Source organism: Paradesulfitobacterium ferrireducens (assembly GCF_017310645.1).
GTDB classification, from domain to species: domain Bacteria; phylum Bacillota; class Desulfitobacteriia; order Desulfitobacteriales; family Desulfitobacteriaceae; genus Paradesulfitobacterium; species Paradesulfitobacterium ferrireducens.
In genome coordinates this window covers 1-26,001 of the sequence record NZ_JAFLRH010000044.1, presented here as the reverse complement: position 1 = coordinate 26,001, position 26,001 = coordinate 1, and the positions used below count along the sequence as shown (strand labels likewise).

Sequence of the window (26,001 nt, the reverse complement as noted above, 5' to 3'; positions counted from 1 at the left end):
CCCTGCAAAAAGTTCCTTAAATACTACTTTGTAACTTGAACCCAATCGTCGATTTCTGTATATTTTCCATTTTTAATTTCAAGCAGCTTAGTTGTGCTAAATCCCTTGTGATCAGCATAGGTAATGTTTCCTGTTGCTCCGCCCGGATTAAAATCCTTAATGCCTTCCAGGGCGTCACGTACCTGTTTGCGGAATTCGGCAAGTTCCGGAAGTTTGCCATTATTCTTCTTGATAACTTGTTTAATAGCTTCGTTGATCAGCATTCCTTCAACCCAGCCTTTAAGATAATACTGATCCTTCTTCTGGATTTGATTCGATTTGCCGAATTCTTCAATGTCTTTCATAGCCGGGAAATCTGAACCCCAAGATTGATACATTTGAAGTGCTTTGAAGCCATTTGCTTTATCGCCAAGATTCTGAATGATGATAGGACTTACACCATAGAAGTTACCAATAAATTTGTCGGCAGGTACTCCAACCTTCGCAGCATCCCGCAAAATCGCGATGATATTGTTGACAGAATCTTGAATATAGACATAGTCAGGGTTTAATTTTTTAATGCTGAGAAGTTGGGATGTCAGGTCTGTAGCTTTCATGGGGTATGAAATATTAGCAACTAATTCCATCCCTTGGCTGGCAACCCATTTTTCCTTCTCAACATTTGTTGTAGGAGCAGTACCATACTCAGCATCATTATGCAAGAATGCAACTTTCTTTGCTCCCTTGGATTTTGCCCATAACATAGCGGCTTTAATTTGATCTTCATAGGATAAGCCTAAGGTGAAGATATAAGGATATTTTTGAGGGTCTATAACATCACTTAACATGGTTTCAGATACAAAAGGAACTTTGACCACATTATTAATCTCATCACGTAAGGCTTTTGTTACTCCAGTGCTCCAACCATTAATGACTACTGCTTTATCAACAGTGGAGAGGCGTTTGAAAAGTTTAATTTCTTCTTCCATTTGATATTTGCCATCAAGCAACAAGGCGTTATACTTGTAACCATCTACCCCGCCTTTGGAGTTTATGAATTCAAAATAATCTTTTGTTCCATAAGACATGCCATTAACATCGCTATCAGGCCCAGTAATTGTACCCCAAATTCCAACAGTAATTTTGTCTTTTTCTCCCCCGGTTGAACCGCCTGTTCCAGATGTGCTGCTGCCGGCAGAACCACATCCAGCTACGACAAGTGAAAGCACTAAAACAATCACAAGAGCTAAACTTATTTTTCTTTTCCTAAAATGCATTTTTTACCTTCCTCCTCGTTTTCAATTTTTGCTTCCGGGAATTTACTGAATATGAGATAGGTTCCTTGACTCACCCCCCTTTTTTAAGAATAAACCCTTAAACCAACGTCCAATTCTTGGGATAATATCTGATAGACCTTTGGGCTCAAATAATAAGAACAGTATGATGAGTAACCCAAAAGTCATATCACGCAGCGCGGCAAACAACGCTTCCATTGGATAGAACTGTGCAAGAATATTGGTTATATATTCAATACCCTGGGGAAGCAATGTGACAAAGATGGCCCCGTAAATGGCTCCTGCAATAGTCCCTGGTCCGCCGATAATTACCATGGCCACATATTGAATTGATACTGATAAGACAAAGGACTCGGGGACAACAAGTGTCAGATAGAGTGCCAAGAGACTACCCGCGACACCGGCATAAAAGGAACTGATGGCGAATGAAATCAGCTTATATTTGAAACTGCTTATCCCAATAATCTCCGCCGCGATATCGCGGTCGCGAATTGCGATAAAAGCTCTTCCGGTTTTAGTTTTGAATAGGTTAGAGGCTGTCCAAATGGCAATTAAAGCAAATCCCATTGCCAGATAATAAAATCTTTGATCCGTTCCGAAGGAAAAACCAAGGATGGACGGAGACTCAATATACATCCCCGAAACCCCGCCGGTTACACTTCTCCAGTTCTTAAACACATACTCCAAGAGAATCTGTGAAGCCAAAGTGGCCATCGCCAGATATAATCCTTTCAATCTTAAAGAAGGTGATCCAAATATAATACCGGCGATTGCACTTGCTATTCCTCCAATAAGAACTGCAAGCAGAAAGGGAAGATGATAGTTCGTCATCAGGTATCCGGCAACATAAGCTCCCACTCCCATGAAAGCTGCATGTCCAAGCGAGATCTGACCGGTATATCCGGTTAAAATATTCAATCCTACTGCACCGGTCACAGCAATAGCCGCAAGATTGACTAAGGAAAGGATATAGTTTCCACTATACAGAGGGACAGTCGCAAGGATCGCTGCTATGACGGCCCATTTAACAAGCGATTTTTTATTTACCATACTCTACTCTCCTCAATTGTAAAGCTATTCTTTAAGAGCCTGCAATTTCGGCAAAAGTCTATCCTCAGGCGGTAGCGTTCCTTATAAGTAGCGCCTTCGGCGATACTGTCGACAGGACAGTATCGTACCGGAGACTTTTGTCTTACAAGCGCTCTACTTCTTTGGTGCCAAACAGGCCTTGGGGCTTAATCAATAAAATTATCAATAATATTGCAAAAGCGACAACTTGATCGATTGCTCCACTTACTATAGTAGCTAAATATCCTCCGGCCACACTTTCAATAACTCCAATTACAAGTCCACCGATGACAGCACCCAGGAGACTGTCAAACCCTCCAAGTATTACAACGGGAAAAGCCTTTAACCCAACATCACTCATATTAATGTTTAGCAAGCTGATGTTAGCCAGGAGGATTCCACCTAAAGCAGCTACAATTCCGGAAAATACCCAAGATAACCCTACAACCGAAAATACATTTACTCCAAGAGATGCTGCTGCTTTTTGGTTATCGGCAACTCCCCGCATGGCTAAGCCTAAATCTGTATATTTGAAGAAAAAGACGAATAAAACAAAGATAATTACAGCCACAACCATACTCCAGAAATATACCTGCGGTAATTTAATTCCTAAGAGATTAATGGTGCTTTCCGGAAAGATTTTAGGGAAAGAATACATACTCGTTCCCCATACTCCGGTTACTCCGCCCTTTAAGAAGATCGATAACCCGAGAGTAACCATAATTACACTGATAAGCGGACCATGGGCAATACGCCGTAACACAAAGCGCTCTGCCAGATAACCAATGACACCGGACAAGAGTAAAGTTACCGGCAAGGCGATAAAGATGGGTAAACCCCAACTGACTAGGGATGTATACCCGATAAAGGCTCCGATCATCACCAATTCGCCTTGGGCAAAATTAATCACGCGGGTCGCTTTATATATGAGGACAGTTCCTAGCGCAATCAGGGCATAGACACTTCCAATCGATATCCCAATTAAAATGAACTGTAAAAGAAGCATTAGCTCACATCCTTTTCATATTGCTTACCCAGATAAATCGTAATGACTTGTTCGTTGTTTTGTATTTCTTGTGGAGTACCTTCAGCAATTTTTTGCCCAAAGTTCATGACCACGATACGGTCGGAAATGCTCATTACGACCTCCATGTCATGTTCAACCAACAAGATTGTGAGATTCCATGCTTTCTTAAAATGGAGCAAACACTCAACCATATCCCGGCTCTCATCATTATTCATGCCGGCCACAGGCTCATCCAGAATCAACAATTCCGGCCGGGATGCTAAAGCCCGCCCCAAATCCACTCGTTTCTGAAGCCCATAAGGCAGCGTTCCTACAAAACGGTTGCGCACCTCATCCAAGCCCAGCCTTTTTAATATTTCTTCCCTGAGGTATTTCTCTTCCTCACGTTCTTCTTTCTTAGCCCATGGTAAATGAAACATCCCGCTTAAGGTGGACGCTTTCAGCCGGTTGTGTGAACCCAGCTTAATGTTGTCCAAGACACTCATACCTGCAAAAAGTTCTGTGTTTTGAAAGGTACGAGAAACACCCAAAGCCGTTATGTTATATGGCTTGAGCGGATTCAGCAGTTTATCCTTAAAGTAGATTTCTCCCTTCGTCGGTTTATAAAAAGAACAAATCGCATTAATTACACTGGTTTTCCCCGCGCCATTGGGACCGATTAAGGAGAATAATTCCCCTTCTTTAATCTCGAAACTCACTCCATTAAGAGCCTGAATCCCTCCGAATGATAAACTGAGTTTGTCTAGTTTTAGTATCATTGTCTTTTCACCCTTACTACAGCTTTTTTAACCAATAATTCGAATAGATTGCCCCTAACGGATTGTGGGCCAGAACTCGGTCCTTTACCACCAGTGTGGTAACAGGCGCTTCGGAATACTTGGTGAACAGGATATCATGGCCCACACAGAGGCCGACGATTATATTTAAGTCAGTTCCAACCTCTGCCAAGTATTTTGCTTGCCCGATCGGATTGCAGCATGCTTCGTAACGTCCATCAACTACATTAGGAAGGCCGAAGGTCTTTTTATCTACTCCGCCTACCTTGCACAAAACGGATTCCACTTTAAAATCCTTACCTAAAATTCCGCTTAGCACCCGCGCTTCCTTTGCTAAACCCACGCAAAATGCCATTCCCAGGCTTTTATATCCCATTTCTTTGGCAAACATCATCAGTTCCTGCAAACGAGTGAGCTTCATATAATGTTCTGCCTCAAGACGGCTGGCGATTTTCAGTATATTGAGATTAATAGGATCTTCATATTCCGGTCTGATCCATCCTTGATCATAACAGCTGTCCCCTTGATAACAGGCATTCGATTTTGCGCACTCAGCGCATTTCATTCTCATCCCTTCACCCCCTCAATTTTGCAGAATTTAGTAAAAATTCCCACCATTTTGATTCTGTTGAATTATTCTAATACCTGGACTTAACCTTCATGAGTTAACCCTCCTGAATTTACGATTCATTAGTCAATTTCCATACTCGTTATTCGTGAATCTTATCAAGTTCTTCCTCACCAACATCAAATACCGAATTAATAGCAGGATTCGGCGTTTCATTAAAGTATTCGGGAAGTCTATCGTCTAAATTCGTAAACCCAGCCCGCCGATTGAACTCACGCTCCCATTTAACGGTTTGATCCGCTAACTTAAAGAGATCCTCTGCGGATAACTGTGTTCCCAATTGTGAATTTACCAAGCGGCTTAGAACCTCAGGGTAAGGGCCAAGCGCTACTACCGCAAACATACATAACCCTAGATCGTCATAAATCGGGATTGTGTACTGCATTTTCTTTGATAAATCTGCCTGACCTTCGCGGGAGTTATGATCCACTTTGGCTCTAGCTGTTGCCCCTGCCGTATGGTCTGCTCCCATGGGTGAGGTAGCATAAGTTACCCCCATGCCTTTTATACCCCTGGGCTCATAACCGGGCATTGCCTGCCCTTTGACCACAGGAAGATTCAACACACCCAAAACCTTGCCCGCCGTCTCAGCACCCATACCAAGAACTCTGCCCTGAAGCGTACCCTTTCCAATCTCGTGCACCAGATTTAGGGCTCCTTCCTGATCCCCGAAAGGAATTAACCCTCCCGCCATCGCTACCCCAAGGGCTGCACCGGTTTCAATCGTATCCAGTCCATAATCATTGCACAGGTAATTTAGCTTAGCGATGACATCCAGATCATCAATGTTCAGATTCGAACCCATAAGGGCAATGGTTTCATATTCGAGGGGGGCGACGATATCTTTTCCGCTTTCATCGACATAAACATTGGAACAACGGATCATACATCCGGGCATACACGCATGGGTTGTTTTTCCTTTACGCTCGCTAATAATATCATGCATTCTTTCTCCACTGATTTTTTCAGCCCACTCAAATTTTCCGGTAGAAAAATTGCGTGTAGGCAACCCCCCTACAGCATTCGTAACCTGAACCATTGCAGCCGTACCATAAATGTTATAGGCCTCTACAACCGGTGATTCTTTTAGAATCTTGCTGTAATCCTGCATCGCTTGATTAAATTCCCGAACATCCGCCGCTTCCAGGACACCTAAACCTTTATCATCCAGGACGATGGCCTTAAGCCCTTTGGAGCCCATCAGAGCGCCAAGCCCCCCTCGTCCGCTATAACGGCTGGGAACGCCATCTATATCCGTATTTGCAATGCCCGCTGCCAAAAATTTATTTTCTCCCGCCGGACCAATACAAGAAACAGCAACATTCGAGCCATACTTTTCTCTTAGTTTCCGGGCCGTCTCATATACACCCAGACCCCAGTACTGCTCTGCCTCAAGCAAGGCAGCACCGTTTGCGTCAACCTTAAGCAGATATTTCCGTTCAGAACTAGGAAGGCCCTCTACCACAATTCCTTTGTATCGCAGTCGGCCAAGCTTTATTCCCACAACTCCGCCCCCGTTGCTTTCTTTAACGCCCCCGGTAAGCGGACTTTTTCCTCCGATCGAAATCCGTCCTGAACTAAGAACTTTGCTCCCGCCTAGCAAACCGGGTGCAAAAATCAACTTATTATGTTTTCCCAACGGTTCGCACGTAGGTTTGACTTCGTCCAGCAAAAGCTTAGCAATGAATGCGCGGCCCCCAAGAAGTTTATACTCTTCTTTAACAGGTTCCTCTTTAATACTTAACTCCGTCATATTTACGCGCAATATTTTATTCAATTGTACAAACCTCCTCAGAAAAACAATGTCTTATTGTATTGTTCAAGTGGATTAAAATTCATAAGTAAAAAAATGGCTTTTCATATACTCGGACAAGCCCGGAGAGTCTCTCAAGGCTCTCCGGTTGCCCATATGATTAAGGAGGGGATCGCCAATATTATGCCGCTTCTGTTAGTCATTTAAGGCATTGCTATAAATTGCTTGAATATCTTTTGCCGTTAAAACATATGGGGTATTACCAAGAAGCCTGGTATCGGTAAACGCCGTTTCTGCAAGGGCCGGAACCAGTTTGGGATCAACTCCGATTGATTTTAACCCAACCGGCAAAGATGCACCCAAACATAAACGGCGAATGGCTTTTAAGAATGCCATGGCACTGTCATATTGAGATAAACCGCCGACTTTTTCACCCATTGCTTCAGCCATATTGGCATAGCGTTCTAATAAAGCGGGTGCGATATATTCCATGGTATGAACGAAGTTTACAACATTGGAGATTCCATGGGAAACGTGATATTCCATAGCGACCGGATAAGCGAGCGCGTGAACCGCCCCTGCACCGGCATTGTTTAGGACGATTCCCGCTAACACACTGCCTAAGGCCATATTATAACGCGCTTCAAGTTTGCTTCCGTTTTTGACTGCGGGAATCAAGTTTGCGGCGATGAGACGGATAGCCTCCAAGGCTATCGGGTCAGTCGCCGGATTTCTATTGACTGCTATATAGGCCTCGACTGCATGAATAAAGGCATCAATTCCTGTCGCAGCCGTAACATGGCCAGGCATTGAAATTGTGAGTTCAGGATCGACAAAGGCAGCCCTGGCCATAATATTCGGGCTAGAAACAGCTGTCTTTCTTTTGATGGCATCGTCCCCGAATAAAGCAAACTTTGTAACTTCAGAACCTGTTCCGGAAGTCGTCGCAACTAAAATTACCGGGGCTGCCGGATTCGGGACTTTTTCGACACCTAGGAAATCCGATACTTCCCCCTCATTTGTCATCATCAGAGAAGCCAGCTTCGTAACATCCATGGCGCTCCCGCCGCCAACCCCGATAAAGAAGCTGAAATCACCTTCTTTGGCAATTTTCACAATCTCATGCAGGCTGTCGAGATTTGGCTCAGGCTGAACTTCAGAATACACCTCAAATTCTATCCCAGCATCTTTTAGAGGCTGTTCAATTTTCGGAAGTATCCCTGCGCTTACAACCCCTTTATCCGTGACAATCAAGACTCTGGAAGCTCCTAATTGTTTAGCCTTAATTCCTATCCCTTTTACAGATCCGTTTCCAAAGTTTAATTCCGGTGTACGGAAAACGAAGCTTTTCATTTCCAATAATCCTCCCTTATTCATCTCGAATCTTCTTCTGCTGCCTCCGAAGAAAATTAATATGCGTTCCGCAAGATTCCTTCTATGTCTGCCGCTGTAAGACGACGGGGATTATTGCGCAATAATCTTCCAACCTCCAGAGTTTTTTCGGCCATATCGGGCAATTGTGCTTCATTTACGCCCAATCCTCGTAAAGTCGCGGTAATTTTAACATCCCGAATTAAACGTTTTACAGCTTTCACACTTAACATCGCAGCTTCAAACTGATTCAAACCCCTAACATTTTCCCCCATGAGTTCAGCGACCTTAACAAAACGGTCCAGCGCAACCGGGACATTGTATTCCATGACATGAGGCAGAAGCAATCCGCATAACACCCCGTGCGGCGCATGGGTAGCTGCCCCGACAGGATAGGCAATCGCATGGGCCGCCCCGACTCCTGCATTGGAAAATGCCATCCCGGCCAACACACTTCCCAAAGCCATGTTATACCGAGCTTTCACATTCTGCCCTTGGTCTACTGCCAGTCTAAGGTTATCACTAACTAGCTTGATTGCTTTCTCTGCCAAAGCATCCGTTAAATCATTGGTTCCTTGATACAACGCTTCGCCCTCAGCCAGCAAATACTCGAACCCAATAGCCGTATAGGCTTCGATAGCGTGAGTTAAGGCATCAATTCCGGTCGATGCGGTTACAGCCGGTGGCATTTTAACCGTCAACATCGGGTCAACTAAAGCGATCATGGGTCTGATATAGTTATCAGAGATTCCGATTTTCAAATTAGCCTGTAAGTCAGTTAACACTGCAGCCGGAGTAACCTCTGTTCCAGTACCAGAAGTAGTGGGAATGGCAACCAAAGGTAAAACCGGACCGGGAACCTTAAACTCTCCAAAATAATCTTTCGGACTGCCGCCGTATGTCAACAGGACTGCAACTGCCTTGGCTAAGTCAATCGAACTCCCGCCGCCCAAACCGATGATTGCGCCGCAATTCTGATTTTTGGCAAAATCATAAGCCTCAACAGCCTTTTCAACTCGAGGTTCAGGTTCACATTGATCATATACCGCATAAGAAACTCCCTCTTGTTTAAGCGACGAGAGTGCTGTTTCGAGAATACCCGCCGCTTTAATTCCCGGGTCTGTCACAACAAGAGCCGTTTTCTCAGATAAGCTCTGCATTAACTTTCCTAAACCTTGAACCGCATCATTTCCAAAAATAATCTTTCCCGCAGTCGAAAAATTCCAAACATTGCGCACAAAGATTCCCTCCTCTTTAAGTTATACTCGTCCTTATTGCAAAAACCATGCCAAAACTCCAAGGCGAGTAGATCTGGTCATTTTGTTCTTACTCATCCTTGGAGCTGTTCATTTCTTAAACATCATGATTTAATTGTTAACGCCCAGATAACACGAACTACTTTTTAAAACCATAAGCTTTATACCGTATTTTCCTCATCGATTGTTATTCACCGTTAATATCCTTTGTCTTCTTCCATAAAGTTGTTCGACTGATACCTAAGATTTTTGCGAGTTCGGATTTATTCTTAACCACGTCTTGAAGCTGCTTAATAATTTCTGTTTCCATGTCCTCTAACTTGGCGGTTCTAATTTTAATGACATTATTCCCGGTTGCTGACTCTACTTGCATATTTTCGGCAACTCCCTCCGAGATGCTGTCCAGGTAATCTGCTTCGACAACTTGGCCCTCGGTGATCACGACACAGCGTTCCACAATGTTTTCCAATTCCCTCACATTTCCGGGCCATTCATAGCGAAGAAACCATTGCCATATCTCCGGAGCAAATTCTTGAATATCTTTATTGAATTTCCTATTAAAAATTTCTAAGAAATGATTGACTAAATGGGGAATATCTTCTCTCCGCTCCCTGAGCGCTGGAATCTTAAGGTTTAAAACGTTGAGACGGAAGTATAGATCCTGGCGAAATTTCATAGTTTCAACCATTTGCTTTAAGTTCTCGTTTGTGGCGGCAATAATTCGCACATCTACCGGGACAATGCGGTCTCCTCCCACGCGTCTTACTTCTTTCTCTTGCAGCACTCTAAGTAAACGCGCCTGAAGGTTTAAAGCAATGGTGCCGATCTCATCCAGGAAAATCGTTCCCCCATGGGCCAGCTCAAACAGCCCGGGTTTCCCCCCTTTTTTTGCCCCTGTAAACGCCCCGTCTTCATATCCAAACAATTCACTCTCCAGCAGATTTTCAGGCAAGGCCGCACAATTGATCGCAACAAAAGGACCGTTTTTACGGGAACTGAACGTATGCAAGCTTTGAGCAAGCAGTTCTTTGCCAGTTCCGCTTTCTCCGATAATCAGCACGGTTGAATCAGTGGCTCCAAATTTTTGGGCCCGTTTCAATAAGTCTTTCATGCTTTGACTTTGAGCAATAATATCAGCGAGAGAGAATTTCGCAACCAGGCCTTTGCGGTAAATCTCTCTCCGGATATGCTGTTCAATGTTCTGAATCTTGGTGACATCCTGTAAAGTATAAACCAAACCAAAATATTCTCCCCCGGAGTTAATGGGGATTCTGTTAAACAACACCTGAAATTGGCCCACTTTTCGGATTTGGTTCCTCAAGTGGCTTTCTTCCTCAAACAATCCATCAGTACTGATAAACTGTGATAAGGCTTGCACACTCATCCCAATCACATCATGAGCTTTGATCCCGAGAATTCTTTCGGCCACCGAATTCAGCACCGTGACTTTGTGCTGCGTGTCAAAGGCAATAATGCCTTCGTAGGTATTATTAATAATTGTTTTTAATTGTTCCTTATTGGCCCGTTCTTTTTGTACAATGTCCAGTATTCCTTGCGCCCTTTGCAGTGCTTGCACCACAGCCCGGCGGCTCGATCGAATTAACCCTCCTTTGATTCCATGCGCTTCAGCAAGACTGACACCATACTCTCCGCCCCCGACCAACGCATCGACCCCGTCATGATAAGCTTTTTGAACTTGCTCTGCAATATGCTGTCTTTTGGTATAGAGGTATTGTTGGACCTCAATTCCAAGTATTTTTTCAATGTAATTAAAATCATAATCAATCTTATGGTACTTATATGCGACAAACCCGATGCGTCGCGCTCCTGATATTTTGGCTTCCCACAGAGCCTGCAAGATATCAAAATCTGTGAGTTCGATTATGACTACCGGCAGATCAACGATTTCCTTAATCGCTTCCGCCGTACCTCCGCGGCTGACAATCACATCAATTCCCTTTTGTTCTTTAAGCATCTCTTTCACAACTTTAGCAGCACTATCTAAAATCTCTTCGATCACAATAATATCAATTTCCAGTTCTTCAGCAACATGCCTGATCAATCCGGTGACCTCGCGATAAGGTGAAGTAACTAAAATACTTGCTTTCAAAACGTATACCCCCAACCTATAATACATATCTGGTATTAAAGTCAGTATTCTAGTTTCATCTTACATATATCAGAATAGTTATTCAATATATAATTTTTTTATTTATGTTATTGCTTTTAGCTTTACTTCTTCAAGAATAAGAAAACAGGTTAACTCCGCGGTAACACTTAAATTACCTCTTCAAAGAATTAACCTGCTTCCAGGGGAAGATATGATTTCAATACAAATACTTTCAAAACGCATGCTTTGCCAACTATTGTAAAATTAACCTATATTCCCTTGAATTCCCTTACTTCATAACCTCTCTCGGAAGATACAAAGAAATATCCGGCCAGATCACTAACACTAGCAGAACGACGATCATAATCGCAATAAACGGGAGTACTCCTCTTACTACTTCCTCAAGTCTTTCTTTGGCCATAGAACTAACCACGAAGAGATTCAAACCCACCGGCGGTGTAATCATAGCCAGCTCCATGTTAACCGTCATAACGATGGCGAAGTGTATCGGGTCAATTCCCAAATGCTTGATAATCGGTAGCAGGATCGGCAAGGTGATAAGGATAATTGAGACCGCTTCCAAGAAAGTTCCCATAATAAAGAACATGAGCTGGGTAACCAAGAAGAACATGAAGACATTTAAGTTTGCCTCCCCAATCCACTGTGCCACCTTGTTCGGAACTTGATTGTTGGTTAAGAAGAGGGCAAAAACCATTGCTGCCGCAATAATCAGGAAAATCATGGAGGAAGTATTGATGGTCTCCCTTAAGACCGGCCGGATGTCTTTGAAGTGCAGTTCTTTATAAACAAACGCCGAAATAATAATGGTATAAAAAACGGCTACAACCGCAGCTTCTGTCGGCGTGGCCACCCCTTTATATATAGTGCCCAGAATCAATACCGGCAAGAACGCTCCGGGAATTGCTTTAACCGTAGCCCGCCAACGTTCTGCCCAAGAATACTTTTCTCCGATACCGTAATTGTTTTTCTTGGCATAAATGATTGCAATGGCAACAAGAATACCCCCAAGCAGAAGTCCCGGCAAAATTCCGGCCATAAACAGCTTGCCGATCGATTCATCCGAAGTAACCCCGTAAACAATCAGCGGAATGCTTGGGGGGATCAGGATTCCTAAAGTTCCGGAAGCTGCTATAAGCCCCATGGTGTAACGTTTGGGATAGCCGCCTTTCTCCATCGCCGGCAGCATGATGGCTCCGATCGCGGCAGCCGTGGCCGGGCTGGACCCGGAAATAGCCGCAAAAATCATGCAGGATAAAATGGTAACGACCGACAAGCCGCCGGGCAAATGCCCAATCCAAGACCGGAGTGCGTTAATTAAATATTTCGAAACCCCGCCTTTGGACATTAAAACTCCGGCCAGCACATATCCCGGAATGGCCATTAAGGGGGCTGAATTTAAGCCGGCAAACATGCGCTGAGGAATCATCATCATATTGAAATCACTGGTCGCCATAATGACGGCAATGGTGGACATGGCCAAGCTGATGGCAATCGGTACATTAAGCAGAAACAGAATAATAAATAAACTAAAGAGTGCTGCTACGATCATGTGAAGTCACCTCCCCATTCTGCCCGGGCGCCCATTCTTTGCCATGGCTGCGTATCATACTGTACAGTTTTACCAAGAACCGAAACGTCAGCATTGTTCCCGCTAAAGGTAAAATGCTGTACACAACATAAAGAGGAATTCCCACATCTGTAGAACGCTGGCCTGTATTATGGACGAAATTTACCAATACATAACCGTAATAAGCCAGGAAAAGACTAAACGCAGTCCCTACCCCATGCGCGAAAATGGTCACATAATATTTCACTCTGGGAGAAAAACGGTCAAAAAGCATATCCACTTTGATATGATGATCATTGCGCAAAGCAACGCTCGTTCCAATCAAGGTACCCCAGATAATCAAATATTGCGACACCTCATCAACCCAGGACTTGGGCGAATTCATAAAATAGCGCATAATCACTCCGTAAAAAATGATCGCAACCCCGGTAAATAAAAGCCCTCCGGAAATGATGTCCTCTAAAAACTCATACACCCGCCAAAACGTCTTCATCACCTGTCACCACCTCTGTTATATCTCTACCCGCCGGTTTTTAACACTAAACTAACATTCAGCGGGGGTTGAATCCCCCTCTGAATGAAGTCTCGTTCAAGAAGGGTCCTTCTGGCGAAGGACCCTGGTGTATACCCTTACTTTTTGCTGGCCGCTTTAGCCGCCTCTATCAAGTCTTTCCCGATGACACTTTCAAATTGGGTGTAGACAGGCTGCATCGCCTGCTGGAAAGCGGCCAACTGCGCTTCATTCAGAACGGTAAATTGCATCTTCCCGCTGTTTTTCAGGTTTTCCATGCTCTTTTGATCCAAAATTTCCGCCTGCTGAATTTCATATTTGGTAGCCTCAGCCATCGCTTCATCCAAGGCCTTGCGGATGTCCGCCGGGAGGCCATCCCAGAAGGATTTGTTCACGATAATCATATAATCAATGCGTCCGTGGTTGGAAACCGTTAAATAGGGCTGTACTTCCTGATATTTCTGAGTGTCAATATTGTTAAACGTGTTTTCCTGTCCTTCAACTGTTCCTTGTTGGAGCGCAGCATACGTTTCCCCGAAGGCAATCGTTGCGGATCCTGCTCCCAGAGCGCTAAACTGGGCTTCTAACACTTTACCGGCTTGAGTTCTGAATTTAATTCCGTTAAAATCTTTGGGTTCAACCAATGGCCTTACTTTATTGGTAAACTGTTTGAATCCGTTCGGCCACATCGCCAACCCCATGACATTGTATTTATCGAGACTGTTCATTAGCTTCTTGTTAACATCACTTTCCCAAAATTTATAGACGGCTTCATTATTCGGGAACAAGAAGGGAAGATCAACATACTGGAACTGCGGATTCATTCCGACCAGTTTGGTAACAGAGGGAGCAATGATTTGCACATTCCCGGACTGGACTGCTTCCAGCTCTTCTTTGTCTCCGTATAGCTGGGATGAAGGATAAACTTCTACTTTCACTTTGCCATTGGTTTTCTGTTCCGCAAGCTCTTTGAACTTGTTGGCAGCCATTCCTTTAGGAGAATCCGGAGTAGTCACATGGGCGAATTTCACAACAATCGGGCCCTTGTCCCCGCCCGCTGTAGAACTGCCGCACCCGGCCAATGTAAGGGATAATGCAGTTACCACGATAACCATGAGTGAAAAATACTTGTTCCTGCGCATTCTTTCTCCTCCTCAACTTAATTTTAAATAGGGTAACGTTCCTCTCGGCTGTTCTTTTAATAATCACCTCCGCGTAATTTAACACTTTATCTCGGCAAAATGCTTCAGCGTCCGTTATTTTTTAATCCACGGATAATATCTGCCCACTCGGGCCCAACTTCTAAAGCCAAGCGGTCATAAACCGGGAGCAATTCTTGCTGCCACATTTTTTCTTCATCCGGGCTTAATAAATGAATCTTTAGCTGGCCCTGTTTTTTTAGCTCCTCCAAATGATTATTGTTCACTTCTTCAGCCTTCCGTTGCTGCCATACCGTCACTTCGATCAGGGTTTCTTCTAAAATCTTGCGCACTTCAGCGGGTAAATTATTCCAAAATTCGGAATTTGACAGTACAACATACCCGATATAACCATGGTTGCTGATAGTTAAATATTTTTGAACTTGGTCAAACCGTTGGGTATAGATGTTAGAAATTGTATTTTCTTCCCCGTCTACACTACCGTCCGCCAGGGCTTGATGCACATCGCTGAATGGCATTGGTAAAGCAGCAGCCCCTAATTGCTTGAATTGATTCTCCAATACCTTAGAAGGCATTACCCGGAAGGTTAAATCCTTGAAATCCTTGACTTGGGCTAAGGGATGTTGATTATTGGTAATTTGTTTAAAACCGTTGTCCCACATGGCCAAGCCAAGCATGCCTTGTTCCTCAAGCCGGGCGAACAATTTCCGTCCGGCCGTGCCGTCCATCATGGCATGTACTTCCGTCAAATTTCTAAACGCGTAGGGCAAGTCCAGAATCTGCCAAGCGGGATCCAGCATCGACATCTTTGAAGTAGCCGGAGCAATCATTTGCACCGAACCGTTTTGCAATGCTTCGAACTCTTCCCCATCTTTGTAAAGAGATGAATTTGGAAATACCTGGACTTCAACATATCCTCCCGTTCTTTGCCTGACTAAATCGGCAAACCTCTGAGCAGCAAGACCTTTCGGTGTATTTTCAGCGACCACATGGGAAAACTTAATGACAATTTTCTCCCCTTTAGCAATTTGCTGCCCGTCGATAACACGTTTACCGCACCCGGGAACTGTGAACAGCAGGAAAAGAAGCGTAACTATAACTGTAACTATAACTGTAACTATAACTGTAACTGTAACTCTTCTGCCCATACTATCTACCTCATGCTGCTTTGTGTGGCGCGATAATTTTATCAATTCTGAGTATCCGTATTTTCTGATATTTGTGATTATTCTAAAGGGAATTTGATAGGAACACAACGATTTGACCATTTTGATATTAATGGTCATTTTGGTCATATCACTTTATACCTGTTTACCGGTCTCCCTACAGAACCATAGCGTGATTCCAACCGGACCTTGCCTCTCTTTTCAAGATACTCCAAATAACGCCTAGCCGTAACCCTTGCCAAGCCTACTCCCTCAGCCACTTCTTCGGCCGAAAAACCCTGCCCTCCCTCAGATAAAAACTTAAGCACCTGATTAAGTGTCAGAGTGCGTAGACCTTTGGGCAGATCTTCGTCACTCCCATTAAGACTCTGCGACCGGTTTGCCGAAGTATTCGAATTGATAAGCGCGTCTAAATCCTCCTGCCCAATCGCTGCCTGATCATTCAACTTCTCCAGATAGTGCCTGTATTTTTCCAGAGCAAGCTTTAAGCGCTCGCACTTAAAAGGCTTAATAATATAATCAACCACTCCGGAGCGCAACAAATCCTGCACCGTCTTTACATCATGAGCAGCGGTAATCATAATGAAATCCGTCGGAATCCCGCAGCGGCGTATTTCCTTCAAAACCTCCACTCCGTCCATATCGGGCAGGTAAATATCTAAAAGGACCAGACGCGGCCGCAGAGATTGAATTAAGTCTAAACCTTCCGCGCCGGACCTGGCTGTGCCGATGATTTGAAATCCGCCTATTTGCTCAATAAAACCTTCATTCACAGCCATCACCATGGGATCATCTTCAACTAGGATTAGATCTATCGGCTCCATTGTACTACCTCCTTCGTTAGCGCTATGCTTTAGCGTTTTGAACTTGAATAGGTATTTTGACCACAAAGCGCGTTCCCCAATTGCCGGATTCGAGTTCCAGTGTACCATGCACTTTGTCAACAGCGGTTTTTATTAAATATAATCCGATACCGCGGTTCTCAAAACCCTTGGTCGTATAACCCCATTCAAATATCCGCTCCTGTCGTTCCGGGGATATTCCCGGTCCCGTATCCTCTACACTGATAATCAATTCTTTTGCTTCTTGCTTGATAGAGCAATGCACTTCCTGCAGTTTTTGACCGATGACCGCTTCCAATGCGTTTTCCACCAAATTGCCAATAATTATCACCAGACTGCTTGTTTCAATATCACAGGGAACTTCCCCTAAAAATGATTCTTCCTCAAAAAACATCTCCACTTTTAGTTCTTTGGCCCGGTTATATTTGCCTAGTAACAGTCCGGCGACAGCAGGATTCAAAATATGCCTGCTCAAAAACTGCGTGACTTCTTGTTGTTCCTCGGTTACTGCAAATACGTAATCCAGAGCTTGTTGATGCTTTCGTAATTGGATAAGCCCGGCAATCGTGTGCAGTTTATTCAAATATTCGTGATTCTGAACCCTCAGGCCCTCGATAAAGGTTTTCACCCCGGTTAATTCTTCAGCCATTTTATTGACCTCGGTCTTGTCGCGAAAAGTGACCACTCCACCAACAACCTTTTCTTTGACCTTGATCGGCAAAAAGTTAGCTAACACGACAGTCTCGTTCAAGGCTAATTCCCGGTTAAGCTGTGCTTCCCCTGAATCCATGGCCCCGTTAATTCCCGCCTGCAGCGGACCTTCCGACAATAATTCACCCACCTCGCCCTGATTATCCCCGGTGATACGGACGGCCTCCATGTTTTTAACCGTAATCTTGAACTCCCGGTCAACCGCAATCACCCCTTCGCCCAAGGACTGGAAAATCGCTACTCTTTCCTCAAGTATCCGGGCAATTTCCTGGGGTTCCAGACTAAACATATTTTTCTTAATATTTCTGGCGAGGAAGATAGAACCCAGTACCCCGAAAGCCACTCCAATAAGAAGAGATGAGTACAACTGCAAGCGAAGTGCTCTCAGAGCCTCCGTAATCGTGGGAACTAAGATTCCCACTGCGACTGCACCGACTTGGCGGGTGCCTTCGTCAGTCATCACCGGCACGAATGCCCGTATCGAAGGTCCGGCTACCCCGACGGCGCGGGATAGGTACTCCTGCTTGCGCAAAGAGGGTGCTTCATCTCCGTCATCAAATTGTGTACCGATCCGGTCTTCCAACGGATGTGAATATCTTACCCGGGCCATATCAAAAGCCACAATATATTCCACACCGGTTGCCAGCCGGATGCGTTCTGCGATCGGTTGAATCGTCTTGGCCCCTTCCGGCTTACCCAGGTTTTCCTGGAGATCTTTCAATTCCGCGACGGTCCGGGCAATAGCCAAAGCACGCATCCCGATTTCATTCTCCTCGGCAGCCGTAGTCCGTTCAACAATGACAACTCCGGCCAGGAGCACAGAGAGAAGCACCAGGGTGAAGGATAAGAGTGCTATTTTGGTGCGGAGTTTTAGTTGAAAAGGAAGCAGCCTCATATGACTCCCTCTTATTTATAAGTTTAATTCTCTAAATTTTATATACCTTATGATATATTCGTCTAATTGTCTGTCTTTCCCTGCCATTGTTTTTAGTGCTTTAACCAGATCCTAAAAATCATCTTAGACAAAGAACTGTTTTAAAGAAAAAGGATACCGTTTTTGACGCTATCCCTTAAGTATTCATATTAGATCAGAGGACGGATTCCAAAATTACGCTAGATTGAGCCTATGATTATATCAACACTTGATGAGTAATTGTTTCCAGGAACTTCACAATTTCTGTATGATCCTGTTGCCCTTCGCCCATAAGCGCGGCGGCCTCATACACTTGCTCGACAGCGGAAGCCAAAAAAACCGGAACCCTGTTATCTTCAGCGAGGGCTGTCACCATTTTTACATCTTTTAAAAGCAATTTCAGGGAAAAACCTGAGTCAAATCTTCGCGGCAGAACAAAGATAGGAAACTTATAGTGGGTAGAGTAGCTTTGTCCCGAACTTGAGTTGATGTTTTCTAAGGCAACCTTTAAATCAAGTCCCAAGGTTTTCGCCAGAACCATTGCTTCCGTGGTCGCATATAGTGAGGTTGCCGATAGATAATTGTTAATCGCTTTAAGTGCATGGCCCGCTCCGGTCGTTCCTACCAAGGTTACCTTTTTCCCCAGGCACTGGAGGACCGGCAATACCGCTTCAAAATCTTTCCTGCTTCCTCCCACCATAATGGTGAGAGTCCTTTCCTTGGCTCCTTTAACCCCGCCTGAGACAGGCGCATCGATAAGGATCAGTCCCTTGGCCTGGGCGGATTGCGCCAGTTTCCTGGTAGATAGGACATAGGAACTGCTCATATCGATAATAACCCCTCCGGGGGCCATGGTTTCAAACAGCCCATCCGGCCCTGCAAGCACATCTTCGACGGCAGCCGAATTCGGGAGCATCGTAATGACAAGCTCATTTTCTCGGCCAATCTCCGCTAGCGAATTCGCTCTTTGGGCGCCCTCTGCCGCTAAAACATCCATTGCCTCCCTCTTGCTGTCAAAAACAGTAACCCTATAACCGGCACTGAGAAGATGAGCCGCCATCCATCTCCCCATCTGTCCCACACCGATAAACCCGATATGCATCAGCTTTGCTCATCCCTTCCAATTAATCCTGCGTTTCTCCTTGAGCATCCAATTCTGCATGAAGGGATCCGATTCGGGGATGAGCCCTGCCTGCAGCCGCAACTGCAGCCGCAATCACGATTTCATCCGCTCTGGGCGCATCCGGAATCCGGAACTCAAAACTCATGTGATGGGAGCGGATTTTTGCGTCCATTTTATGTTTAAGAGCCAAGTCAATTGTGGCTCCGGCCCCCGCCCGTTTTTCTGCTGAAGGCAGAAGTGTTTTAGCATTACCGCAAGTCTGACGAAACTCGTTGCCAAACACTAAGGTATGAATAATCGCCGAACCATGTTCCACTTCACCATCCAACCCTACCAGAGCCGCTTTGCCATACCCCTCGCATTCTTCTCCGCTAAGGCCAAGAACCTGCAACGCCTTCTCCGGCAGCATGCGACCAAGTTGGGCCGAATATTCGTCAATCAGGGGCTGCAGATTTTCAACATATCGTCCGGCAAAAGGATTCTTGATCACTGCCGCGGCCACGGCAACGCGTACAGGTTTTTCCACCGCCTTGAAACCTTCAATATACGTTTCTTCCATGGTGGTAACAATTTTTCTGATTTCCATTGGGTCTTCCTCCTCGGTACAAATTTTGTTTGCTCATTCCTCACATTTCTCACAAAACACTAAAGTACGAATAATAAATCCAGTGAGTGTAATGCCCTCCTTTCCTGCGCTTGTATCGCTTGTTTGCCTTTGTTCCGGTCCTGGGACTTCAACGCTTCAACCTGACGCAAGTGTTCTTCGTACGAATAAGTCAGGTTTTGACCCTGAGCCAATGTTAATATCCTTAACGGTCGGGCGGTGCGACAGAGAGACTGGTAGAACTCTAATAAAACCTTGTTACCGGCAAGGGTAAAAATGATGTTATGAAATTCTTCGTTTAGCTCATAGAAGCTATGGATGTTTTCCTGTTTGACACAGATAGATTGAGCTTGTAAGTTATCTTCCAGTCGGGATATTTCGCTTGCAGACAATTGGACAACACGGGCAGTCACTTTATCCATTGCAATTTCTTCAAACCGGTAAATTGCATCATAAAGCTCGTGAATCTCCTGTTTGGTAAACGTTCGGACGATCACGCCGTGATGGGGCACCCGCTGAACTAAACGATCCCGCTCAAGCATGAGCAAGGCCTCACGCACAGGAGCACGACTAGTACGAAATTCTTCGGCGAGAACAGTCTCAATTAAATGTTCTCCCGGATGAAGCAGTCCTGCGGCAATGCGTCTGGATATTTCCTCTGCAATAACCATCGCTGTTGTCTTCTTCATAACGCCATCCTCTTGGTCTTCAGTCAATGTTACTAAGATAAAAAACTTTTAGATCTATTAATTGGCTAAAAGGGTTCAAGGATTGTTTACAATATTGTCGACAATTCCTAAAAACCACTATACCAGATCCAGAATATTAGTTCAATTAGAAACCATAAAAAGCCTTGAGAACTTAGAAAACCAATAAACTTCATTTTTTAAAATGCTCTATGAAAATAGTTCACTTTTTCATGTGATTAAGGTCACGACTTCACATCCGTCTATTTGCTATATTTAAGCCATAATAATTGTAGTAACTATTTTGCTGCCTTGGAAAGGAGTACCGCCTATGCTACCCGGAAAAGCAATCACCACTGCCATGGGAATTTTACCTCATACGGACCTGGAGAAGGCTCTGGATTTATCTCTTTCTCTGGACATCCCTTTTTGGCCCCAATTGCCGCGCTTTCGCTTCAAAGAAGATATGTACGCCCAGTTCGCGGAGTATTTCCCGGGTATTATTATCGATGAAGACAAAGAGCTTCTGCGTTTTTCCAATGAACTATTCGCCGCACAGCTGGATGAATATCTGGCAACCAGCGCCGATCCGGAAGCATTTGCTCTTTCCCCTGAGTTCTCCGTAGCTTTGCGCGCATTTCTCGATCTTGACCTGTCCCAATACACGATGATCCGGGGACAAACCGTGGGGCCGGTCAGTTTTGGCCTTAAAATCTGCGATGAAGACTTAAAACCTATGATTTATAATGATTTCGTCCGGGAAATCATGTATGACTTTCTTAAGCAAAAGATGACCTGGCAGTACCACGAATTAGAAAAAGTTCATCCCAATCCCTTCGTCTGGCTGGATGAACCCGGTCTGGAAATGATTTTCAACTCTTTCAGCGCTTATACTTCTGAATTGGCACAAACAGAATACCGGGCTTTTCTGGCCCAGCTTCCCGGTCCCAAGGGAGTCCACCTGTGCGGCAATCCGGACTGGTCTTTTCTCCTAAACGCAGACCTGGATATCCTTTCTGTCGATGCCTTTAGCTGGGGACATATTCTGGTGCGTTATCAGGATGAAGTGAAAGAATTCCTGCATAAAGGCGGAATTATCGCCTGGGGTATCACACCTACACTCACCTCAGAATTAGAAACGGAAACTGCGGCTACGCTCACTGACCGCCTGCTCAAGCTCTGGGAGTTTTTGGGGACTCACGGACTGGATGAACAGCTGATTTTCGACCGTTCTTGGCTCGCCCCCTCCCGCTGTTGTCTGATTAACACCGATGGCACGGCCAGTGTCGAACAGTCCTTTAGACTTCTTAAACAAATCTCGGCCAACATTCGTTCTAGTAAGGAGTTTTAGAGAATTTTCTAGGTGTGGCGGCGGCGGGATACGCCGCCTTTTTACATTCCGTAATAAACTTATTTACTAAGCGCGCATCTTTCTTCCCCGCTGTTTCTACCCCCGAACTGACATCTACAATTTCCGGACGTACGGTTTCGATTGCATCCTTTACGTTTTCCGGATTAAGGCCGCCCGCTAAAATTAAGGAAATTCCTGAAGCTTTAATGTTCATAAAAAGGCTCTGAATTTCAGGATTGCTCCATGGCAGCGGCTGCCCCGTCCCTCCGAATTGTCCCATCACAGCGGAGTCAACGAGAATCCCCTGAACCTGCCCCTGCCATCCCTGAAGCTCTGTAATCAAATCCTCTTCAACGTCACCAAAGTCCTCATTCATCCTGTCATTATTCTTAAAAGCGGATTTTTTCTCTGCCAGATCCACCTTAATCGCTTTAATCAAGGGTAAGCCAAGATGGCTGTAATCCGCAGGATTCTCATCCCCATGGAGTTGGATCACCGTCAGACCACTCACCCTCGTAATGCGCTCAACCTCTGCCGGGGAGAAATCCACAAAAACCCCCACCCTGGCTACAAATGGAGGAAGTTTCTTTGTAATCTCCCATACTGATGCCGGATCTATATAACGCTTGCTTTTATGTGCAAAAACAAAGCCCAAGGCATCAGCACCGGCATTCACGGCCGTTAACGCTTCATCTAAAGAACGAATCCCGCAGATTTTTACCCTCACCAAGAAAAACACCTTCTCTATTAGCTATAGCTAACTGCATTATCTATAGCTAACTATTATTACTCTGCCGTACCGTTTTCCGCGACCTTCCGGCTGCCAGCAAGCCCGAGATATGGGCAGCCGGGTTGCCGCTGCGGACACAGGATTCCCCGACTAGAACCGCACTAACCCCAGTTGCCGCCACGTATCCCGCGTGTTCGGGCGAATGAATCCCGCTTTCGCTCACCGCGACGCAGCCAGCCGGTATCATGTCCACAAGCTCCGCCGTGGTCTCTAAACGAACCTCAAATGTTCGTAAGTTCCGATTATTAATGCCGATAGTCCTGGCTCCGGCAGCAAGGGCTATACTTACTTCCTCCCGGTCATGGCATTCGACCAGAGTTTCTAATCCAATCTCTGCAGCCACCTTAAGCAGGGCTGCCAGTTCTTTTTCCCCCAATAGCGCCACGATCAGGAGAATGGCATCGGCACCATAGAACCGGCTTTCCAGCACCTGATATTCAGTGAAAATAAAATCCTTGCGCAAGACCGGAAAGGCGATCTGGTTGCGAACATTAACCAAATCCTCTAGCGTTCCTCGAAAATAATCTTCCTCCGTCAACACGGAAATGACTTTAGCCCCCCCCTGTTCATATGCTTGCACCAATTGAGGGAGAGTACAAGCCCATGGAATGGAGCCTAAGCTTGGAGACGCCCGTTTCACTTCCGCTATCACATCGAACCTATCCGCAGCCAATTCCCAGGGACGCCGGGGCGGAGCTCCTTGTTCAAGCCGCCGCACCAGTTCCGTAAACGGCACCCGGCTTTGGGCCTGGGTCAACCTTTGTTCTTTCTTGGCCATGATTTTCTGTAAGATGTCCGCACTCATCAATCATTTTCTCCTTTATCTCTAAAAATTAGAAAACCGGTACTCAAATGAGTACCGGCCTATTTTAGCACCAGCTTGCTCATCTCAGCTCATCTCTGCTTTGCTCGGCTTTGTTTTACTTTACTCCGCTTTCTCTGCTTAGCTTTGCTATACTTAACTCTTATGTGCGCTCGACTCTACTGTTTATTAAAATTCCCTAATCTCTGCGGCTGAACGCTAGTTTCCTAAAGTTACAATGTCAAATATAATTTCTTCATATCCTAGTATACGAAAGCTTCTATCGGCGGTCAATGTACATTTTTTCAAACATGTACCTTTTCATATGGTAGTTTCATATGGTACATTTCAACAGTCATTTTATCATTTTATCCACTCAATGGCCTGAACAGGGCAAACATCCACACACTTTAGGCACGTAAGACAATTCTTATCGATCTGGCCTCCTTGATGACCGATCGCCCCCACTAGCACCTCCGGTTGCGGACAGACTTTCGTACAGGCCTTACAGCTTGTACATTTCGCGGTGACCAGCAGTTGCGGGGAGCCAAGGGCTACACCGATTGCGCCCCAGGGGCAGATGTAATTGCACCAAGTCCGGCCGCCCTTCCAGAAAGCCAGAATCAGGATGAGCGGGAAGGCGATGATAAACGGACAAATGATCCATAGAATCCAGAATTTCGTAAAGACCGAAGCCCAGTAAGTTTGGGTCATGGATGCGGGCAAAGCCATGTTCCATGGGCTGAACGTTATAATGAAAATTGCCGCAAACAGGGCGACAAAAACTTTGCGCAAGTGCCTCGATTTCAAAATAGAGCCCGCTTTGTTCACCGGATTAATGCCATCCGCAATAAAGCTGGTAGGGCAGTATTGTCCGCAGTAATGCCTGCCGAATTTAGCGGGCAGAATAAAGGCTCCGATAACTCCTAGGACCGAAATAAAGTACCACTCTAAAGGAGCTTTGTACCATGGATTCTGAATTAAAGACAAAAGCATTAGAATAAATAGGATAAGGAACAGAAAAAATGAAGTGCGCTGGTTGCGCCGGCGGATTTCTCCGAATGTAATTTTAGACATCTTGATCTTCCTTCCTCTTACTTTGTTTATCGTTTGCGGCACATCGTTAGAATGAACATTCTTTCTAGAGGCGTCATATAATCTATAAAACCTTTATAATGGTTTCAATAACTTGTACATTGAATTGCTACGATTGCGGCTAAATAGCTGCTACTTTCGAATAGCGCTCCAAGCTAAAGAAAATGTCTCCTCCAAACAATCAGGCAGGCTTTTTTTCAACACTCCCCTGAGTCTAAGCTCTACAACTTTCAAAATGCCTCCCATAAAAATTCCTGCCGCCAGGTCCTCACTTCCGGCACGCACTTCTCCTATTGCTATCCCATCTCTAATCCAGGCCGTAACCGCTGCAAACGGCTCCGAGAGGCAGATAGGCACATGGTCGGGATAGATTTCGGCATGGCGCATGAAGAGCATGTATTCCATACGAAGGGAGTCGTCTTCACAAAGTGCGTATAAATAACGCACCAAAGCCTTAAGCTTAGCCTCCGTACCGGTTAACTCAGCCGTTTGCCTGTGCATCGTTTCTACAAAAGAACGCATCGTCTCCTCGTATAATTCTTTCGCCAACTCCTGTTTATTCTCAAAATGATGATAGATCGAGCCAATGCTCACTTCCGAAGCGCGCACAATATCCGGAATAGACGTGTTAAAATAACCCCTCTGGACAAACAGTTGACGGGCGGTATCCATAATTCTTTGACGGGTGCCATCGGGTTTATGCCTAGCCTTTTCCATGAATTCCTCCTAGAAAGAATGTTCATTCTAATTATACTATAAAAAATAATGTTTATGCACATATTGCTTTGCCGCATCTGTTAATATGACCAACTATAATCTCTCCTCCTCCCGGTCCAGCCTTCTCTCAATTTCTTCATCCGTCAAATCCCATTCCCGCATCATTTGCCGGGCCCGCTCCCGCTGCTCTATATAAAAAGCCCGTCTCTGTTCTCTGTCGTCCAAACGGCCGGAATTCCTTCTGGTAAAGTTGCGCCAAGCGCGGTAGAGCGAATAACTGAGGATAGAAGTTAGAATTAACATCATTAAACTCTCTAGCGGACTGCCAAAACCAAACCCGATAATCATGCGCAACCCTCCCCAGCCTGTTGAGTCACTCTGATTCTAATTATACCCACCGGAAAGTATTTAGCAAATAAGATGACAAATAAAAAGGCTATGTATTTTTACATAACCTCAAACTCCTCGGGTCTTTGACACTTGCGTTTATATAGAAATCCCTACAAGCCTTGAAAACAGGGCTTTTTTTATTGGAAAAATGTCAAATTCTCTTCAATTATTAGTGCGTAATTTTGCGTAATGTGTTATAATGTAAGGGATTGGAGGGGATTGTTGCTATGCGGCTTAGTATATCCAAGTCTAAAAATGCTACTTCGCTTTATGCCATACAATCTGTTTA

General features: G+C 45.0%; 24 protein-coding genes. 1 reads left to right on the top strand and 23 read right to left on the bottom strand.

All coding sequences use genetic code 11. From position 1 onward, the window contains the following. Positions 1 to 23: 23 nt before the first annotated feature. The 18 genes from J0X21_RS15025 to J0X21_RS14940 all read right to left on the bottom strand — a co-directional run bounded on the left by J0X21_RS15025 (position 24) and on the right by J0X21_RS14940 (position 20,570). Positions 24 to 1,256: an ABC transporter substrate-binding protein gene (locus tag J0X21_RS15025; protein WP_206813030.1), complete on the bottom strand. Its 1,233-nt coding sequence runs from the start codon at positions 1,254 to 1,256 to the stop codon at positions 24 to 26. Positions 1,257 to 1,298: 42 nt separating this feature from the next. Next, positions 1,299 to 2,324, bottom strand: coding sequence for a branched-chain amino acid ABC transporter permease (locus J0X21_RS15020; protein WP_206813029.1), 1,026 nt, complete (start codon positions 2,322 to 2,324; stop codon positions 1,299 to 1,301). 142 nt (positions 2,325 to 2,466) lie between these two features. After that, a complete protein-coding gene (locus tag J0X21_RS15015) occupies positions 2,467 to 3,348 on the bottom strand; it encodes a branched-chain amino acid ABC transporter permease (RefSeq protein WP_206813028.1) in 882 nt (293 codons plus the stop codon). Further along, on the bottom strand, positions 3,348 to 4,127 hold the full coding sequence (locus tag J0X21_RS15010; protein ID WP_206813027.1) for an ABC transporter ATP-binding protein: 780 nt from the start codon (positions 4,125 to 4,127) through the stop codon (positions 3,348 to 3,350). Before J0X21_RS15010 ends, J0X21_RS15015 begins: the two co-directional genes overlap by 1 nt. Before the next feature lie 16 nt (positions 4,128 to 4,143). Then, complete coding sequence (locus J0X21_RS15005) at positions 4,144 to 4,716, bottom strand: DUF1847 domain-containing protein (protein WP_236006294.1); 573 nt, start codon at positions 4,714 to 4,716, stop codon at positions 4,144 to 4,146. A 139-nt stretch (positions 4,717 to 4,855) separates the two neighbouring features. Continuing rightward, entirely contained in the window at positions 4,856 to 6,550 is a 1,695-nt protein-coding gene (locus tag J0X21_RS15000) for an aldehyde ferredoxin oxidoreductase family protein (RefSeq protein ID WP_206813026.1), read from the bottom strand. A 171-nt stretch (positions 6,551 to 6,721) separates the two neighbouring features. Further along, the gene (locus tag J0X21_RS14995; RefSeq protein ID WP_206813025.1) at positions 6,722 to 7,879 is read right to left on the bottom strand and encodes an iron-containing alcohol dehydrogenase; all 1,158 of its coding nucleotides are present in this window, start codon (positions 7,877 to 7,879) and stop codon (positions 6,722 to 6,724) included. A 56-nt stretch (positions 7,880 to 7,935) separates the two neighbouring features. Further along, positions 7,936 to 9,135: an iron-containing alcohol dehydrogenase gene (locus tag J0X21_RS14990; protein WP_206813024.1), complete on the bottom strand. Its 1,200-nt coding sequence runs from the start codon at positions 9,133 to 9,135 to the stop codon at positions 7,936 to 7,938. A 205-nt stretch (positions 9,136 to 9,340) separates the two neighbouring features. Then, positions 9,341 to 11,263, bottom strand: coding sequence for a sigma 54-interacting transcriptional regulator (locus J0X21_RS14985; protein ID WP_206813023.1), 1,923 nt, complete (start codon positions 11,261 to 11,263; stop codon positions 9,341 to 9,343). 289 nt (positions 11,264 to 11,552) lie between these two features. After that, positions 11,553 to 12,833 carry a TRAP transporter large permease gene (locus J0X21_RS14980; RefSeq protein ID WP_206813022.1) on the bottom strand — a complete coding sequence of 427 codons (1,281 nt, stop codon included), beginning with the start codon at positions 12,831 to 12,833 and terminating at the stop codon, positions 11,553 to 11,555. Then, complete coding sequence (locus J0X21_RS14975) at positions 12,811 to 13,344, bottom strand: TRAP transporter small permease (RefSeq protein WP_206813021.1); 534 nt, start codon at positions 13,342 to 13,344, stop codon at positions 12,811 to 12,813. Before J0X21_RS14975 ends, J0X21_RS14980 begins: the two co-directional genes overlap by 23 nt. Before the next feature lie 137 nt (positions 13,345 to 13,481). Further along, complete coding sequence (locus J0X21_RS14970) at positions 13,482 to 14,504, bottom strand: TRAP transporter substrate-binding protein (protein ID WP_206813020.1); 1,023 nt, start codon at positions 14,502 to 14,504, stop codon at positions 13,482 to 13,484. A 104-nt stretch (positions 14,505 to 14,608) separates the two neighbouring features. Continuing rightward, entirely contained in the window at positions 14,609 to 15,670 is a 1,062-nt protein-coding gene (locus J0X21_RS14965) for a TRAP transporter substrate-binding protein (protein ID WP_206813019.1), read from the bottom strand. A 143-nt stretch (positions 15,671 to 15,813) separates the two neighbouring features. Next, entirely contained in the window at positions 15,814 to 16,512 is a 699-nt protein-coding gene (locus tag J0X21_RS14960) for a response regulator (RefSeq protein ID WP_206813018.1), read from the bottom strand. 22 nt (positions 16,513 to 16,534) lie between these two features. Then, the gene (locus J0X21_RS14955; RefSeq protein WP_206813017.1) at positions 16,535 to 18,136 is read right to left on the bottom strand and encodes an ATP-binding protein; all 1,602 of its coding nucleotides are present in this window, start codon (positions 18,134 to 18,136) and stop codon (positions 16,535 to 16,537) included. 235 nt (positions 18,137 to 18,371) lie between these two features. Continuing rightward, entirely contained in the window at positions 18,372 to 19,256 is an 885-nt protein-coding gene (locus J0X21_RS14950; RefSeq protein WP_206813016.1) for an NAD(P)-dependent oxidoreductase, read from the bottom strand. A gap of 22 nt (positions 19,257 to 19,278) precedes the next feature. Next, positions 19,279 to 19,863: an amino acid synthesis family protein gene (locus tag J0X21_RS14945; RefSeq protein WP_206813015.1), complete on the bottom strand. Its 585-nt coding sequence runs from the start codon at positions 19,861 to 19,863 to the stop codon at positions 19,279 to 19,281. A 59-nt stretch (positions 19,864 to 19,922) separates the two neighbouring features. After that, positions 19,923 to 20,570 (bottom strand): GntR family transcriptional regulator, encoded by a 648-nt coding sequence (locus tag J0X21_RS14940; protein WP_206813014.1) that lies wholly within the window; start codon positions 20,568 to 20,570, stop codon positions 19,923 to 19,925. A 328-nt stretch (positions 20,571 to 20,898) separates the two neighbouring features. Here J0X21_RS14940 and J0X21_RS14935 point away from each other — a divergent pair, with 328 nt between their 5' ends. Continuing rightward, the gene (locus J0X21_RS14935; RefSeq protein ID WP_206813013.1) at positions 20,899 to 21,918 is read left to right on the top strand and encodes a uroporphyrinogen decarboxylase/cobalamine-independent methonine synthase family protein; all 1,020 of its coding nucleotides are present in this window, start codon (positions 20,899 to 20,901) and stop codon (positions 21,916 to 21,918) included. On the opposite strand, the gene J0X21_RS14930 is transcribed toward J0X21_RS14935, so the two are convergent. The 5 genes from J0X21_RS14930 to J0X21_RS14910 all read right to left on the bottom strand — a co-directional run bounded on the left by J0X21_RS14930 (position 21,902) and on the right by J0X21_RS14910 (position 25,670). Continuing rightward, on the bottom strand, positions 21,902 to 22,645 hold the full coding sequence (locus J0X21_RS14930) for a phosphoribosylanthranilate isomerase (protein WP_328813052.1): 744 nt from the start codon (positions 22,643 to 22,645) through the stop codon (positions 21,902 to 21,904). The two genes, J0X21_RS14935 and J0X21_RS14930, sit on opposite strands and share 17 nt — an antisense overlap. A 49-nt stretch (positions 22,646 to 22,694) precedes the next feature. Then, positions 22,695 to 23,513, bottom strand: a complete 819-nt coding sequence (gene trpC, locus J0X21_RS14925) for an indole-3-glycerol phosphate synthase TrpC (protein ID WP_206813011.1) — start codon at positions 23,511 to 23,513, stop codon at positions 22,695 to 22,697. 360 nt (positions 23,514 to 23,873) lie between these two features. Next, positions 23,874 to 24,587 (bottom strand): 4Fe-4S binding protein, encoded by a 714-nt coding sequence (locus J0X21_RS14920; RefSeq protein WP_206813010.1) that lies wholly within the window; start codon positions 24,585 to 24,587, stop codon positions 23,874 to 23,876. Positions 24,588 to 24,737: 150 nt separating this feature from the next. Then, positions 24,738 to 25,322: a TetR/AcrR family transcriptional regulator gene (locus J0X21_RS14915; RefSeq protein WP_206813009.1), complete on the bottom strand. Its 585-nt coding sequence runs from the start codon at positions 25,320 to 25,322 to the stop codon at positions 24,738 to 24,740. 93 nt (positions 25,323 to 25,415) lie between these two features. Then, on the bottom strand, positions 25,416 to 25,670 hold the full coding sequence (locus J0X21_RS14910; RefSeq protein WP_206813008.1) for a hypothetical protein: 255 nt from the start codon (positions 25,668 to 25,670) through the stop codon (positions 25,416 to 25,418). Positions 25,671 to 26,001 lie beyond the last annotated feature (331 nt).

Bases quoted from the DNA above. Each gene is read 5' to 3' on its own strand.
- J0X21_RS14940 (WP_206813014.1), bottom strand. From the start codon at position 20,570: ATGAAGAAGACAACAGCGATGGTTATTGCAGAGGAAATATCCAGACGC.
- J0X21_RS14920 (WP_206813010.1), bottom strand. From the start codon at position 24,587: ATGTCTAAAATTACATTCGGAGAAATCCGCCGGCGCAACCAGCGCACT.
- J0X21_RS14995 (WP_206813025.1), bottom strand. From the start codon at position 7,879: ATGAAAAGCTTCGTTTTCCGTACACCGGAATTAAACTTTGGAAACGGA.
- J0X21_RS14975 (WP_206813021.1), bottom strand. From the start codon at position 13,344: ATGAAGACGTTTTGGCGGGTGTATGAGTTTTTAGAGGACATCATTTCC.
- J0X21_RS15015 (WP_206813028.1), bottom strand. From the start codon at position 3,348: ATGCTTCTTTTACAGTTCATTTTAATTGGGATATCGATTGGAAGTGTC.
- J0X21_RS14950 (WP_206813016.1), bottom strand. From the start codon at position 19,256: ATGCATATCGGGTTTATCGGTGTGGGACAGATGGGGAGATGGATGGCG.
- J0X21_RS14915 (WP_206813009.1), bottom strand. From the start codon at position 25,322: ATGGAAAAGGCTAGGCATAAACCCGATGGCACCCGTCAAAGAATTATG.
- J0X21_RS14945 (WP_206813015.1), bottom strand. From the start codon at position 19,863: ATGGAAATCAGAAAAATTGTTACCACCATGGAAGAAACGTATATTGAA.
- J0X21_RS15020 (WP_206813029.1), bottom strand. From the start codon at position 2,324: ATGGTAAATAAAAAATCGCTTGTTAAATGGGCCGTCATAGCAGCGATC.
- J0X21_RS15010 (WP_206813027.1), bottom strand. From the start codon at position 4,127: ATGATACTAAAACTAGACAAACTCAGTTTATCATTCGGAGGGATTCAG.
- J0X21_RS14965 (WP_206813019.1), bottom strand. From the start codon at position 15,670: ATGGGCAGAAGAGTTACAGTTACAGTTATAGTTACAGTTATAGTTACA.
- J0X21_RS14980 (WP_206813022.1), bottom strand. From the start codon at position 12,833: ATGATCGTAGCAGCACTCTTTAGTTTATTTATTATTCTGTTTCTGCTT.
- J0X21_RS14970 (WP_206813020.1), bottom strand. From the start codon at position 14,504: ATGCGCAGGAACAAGTATTTTTCACTCATGGTTATCGTGGTAACTGCA.
- J0X21_RS14960 (WP_206813018.1), bottom strand. From the start codon at position 16,512: ATGGAGCCGATAGATCTAATCCTAGTTGAAGATGATCCCATGGTGATG.
- J0X21_RS15005 (WP_236006294.1), bottom strand. From the start codon at position 4,716: ATGAGAATGAAATGCGCTGAGTGCGCAAAATCGAATGCCTGTTATCAA.
- J0X21_RS14910 (WP_206813008.1), bottom strand. From the start codon at position 25,670: ATGATTATCGGGTTTGGTTTTGGCAGTCCGCTAGAGAGTTTAATGATG.
- trpC (WP_206813011.1), bottom strand. From the start codon at position 23,513: ATGAGTGCGGACATCTTACAGAAAATCATGGCCAAGAAAGAACAAAGG.
- J0X21_RS14955 (WP_206813017.1), bottom strand. From the start codon at position 18,136: ATGAGGCTGCTTCCTTTTCAACTAAAACTCCGCACCAAAATAGCACTC.
- J0X21_RS14935 (WP_206813013.1), top strand. From the start codon at position 20,899: ATGCTACCCGGAAAAGCAATCACCACTGCCATGGGAATTTTACCTCAT.
- J0X21_RS15025 (WP_206813030.1), bottom strand. From the start codon at position 1,256: ATGCATTTTAGGAAAAGAAAAATAAGTTTAGCTCTTGTGATTGTTTTA.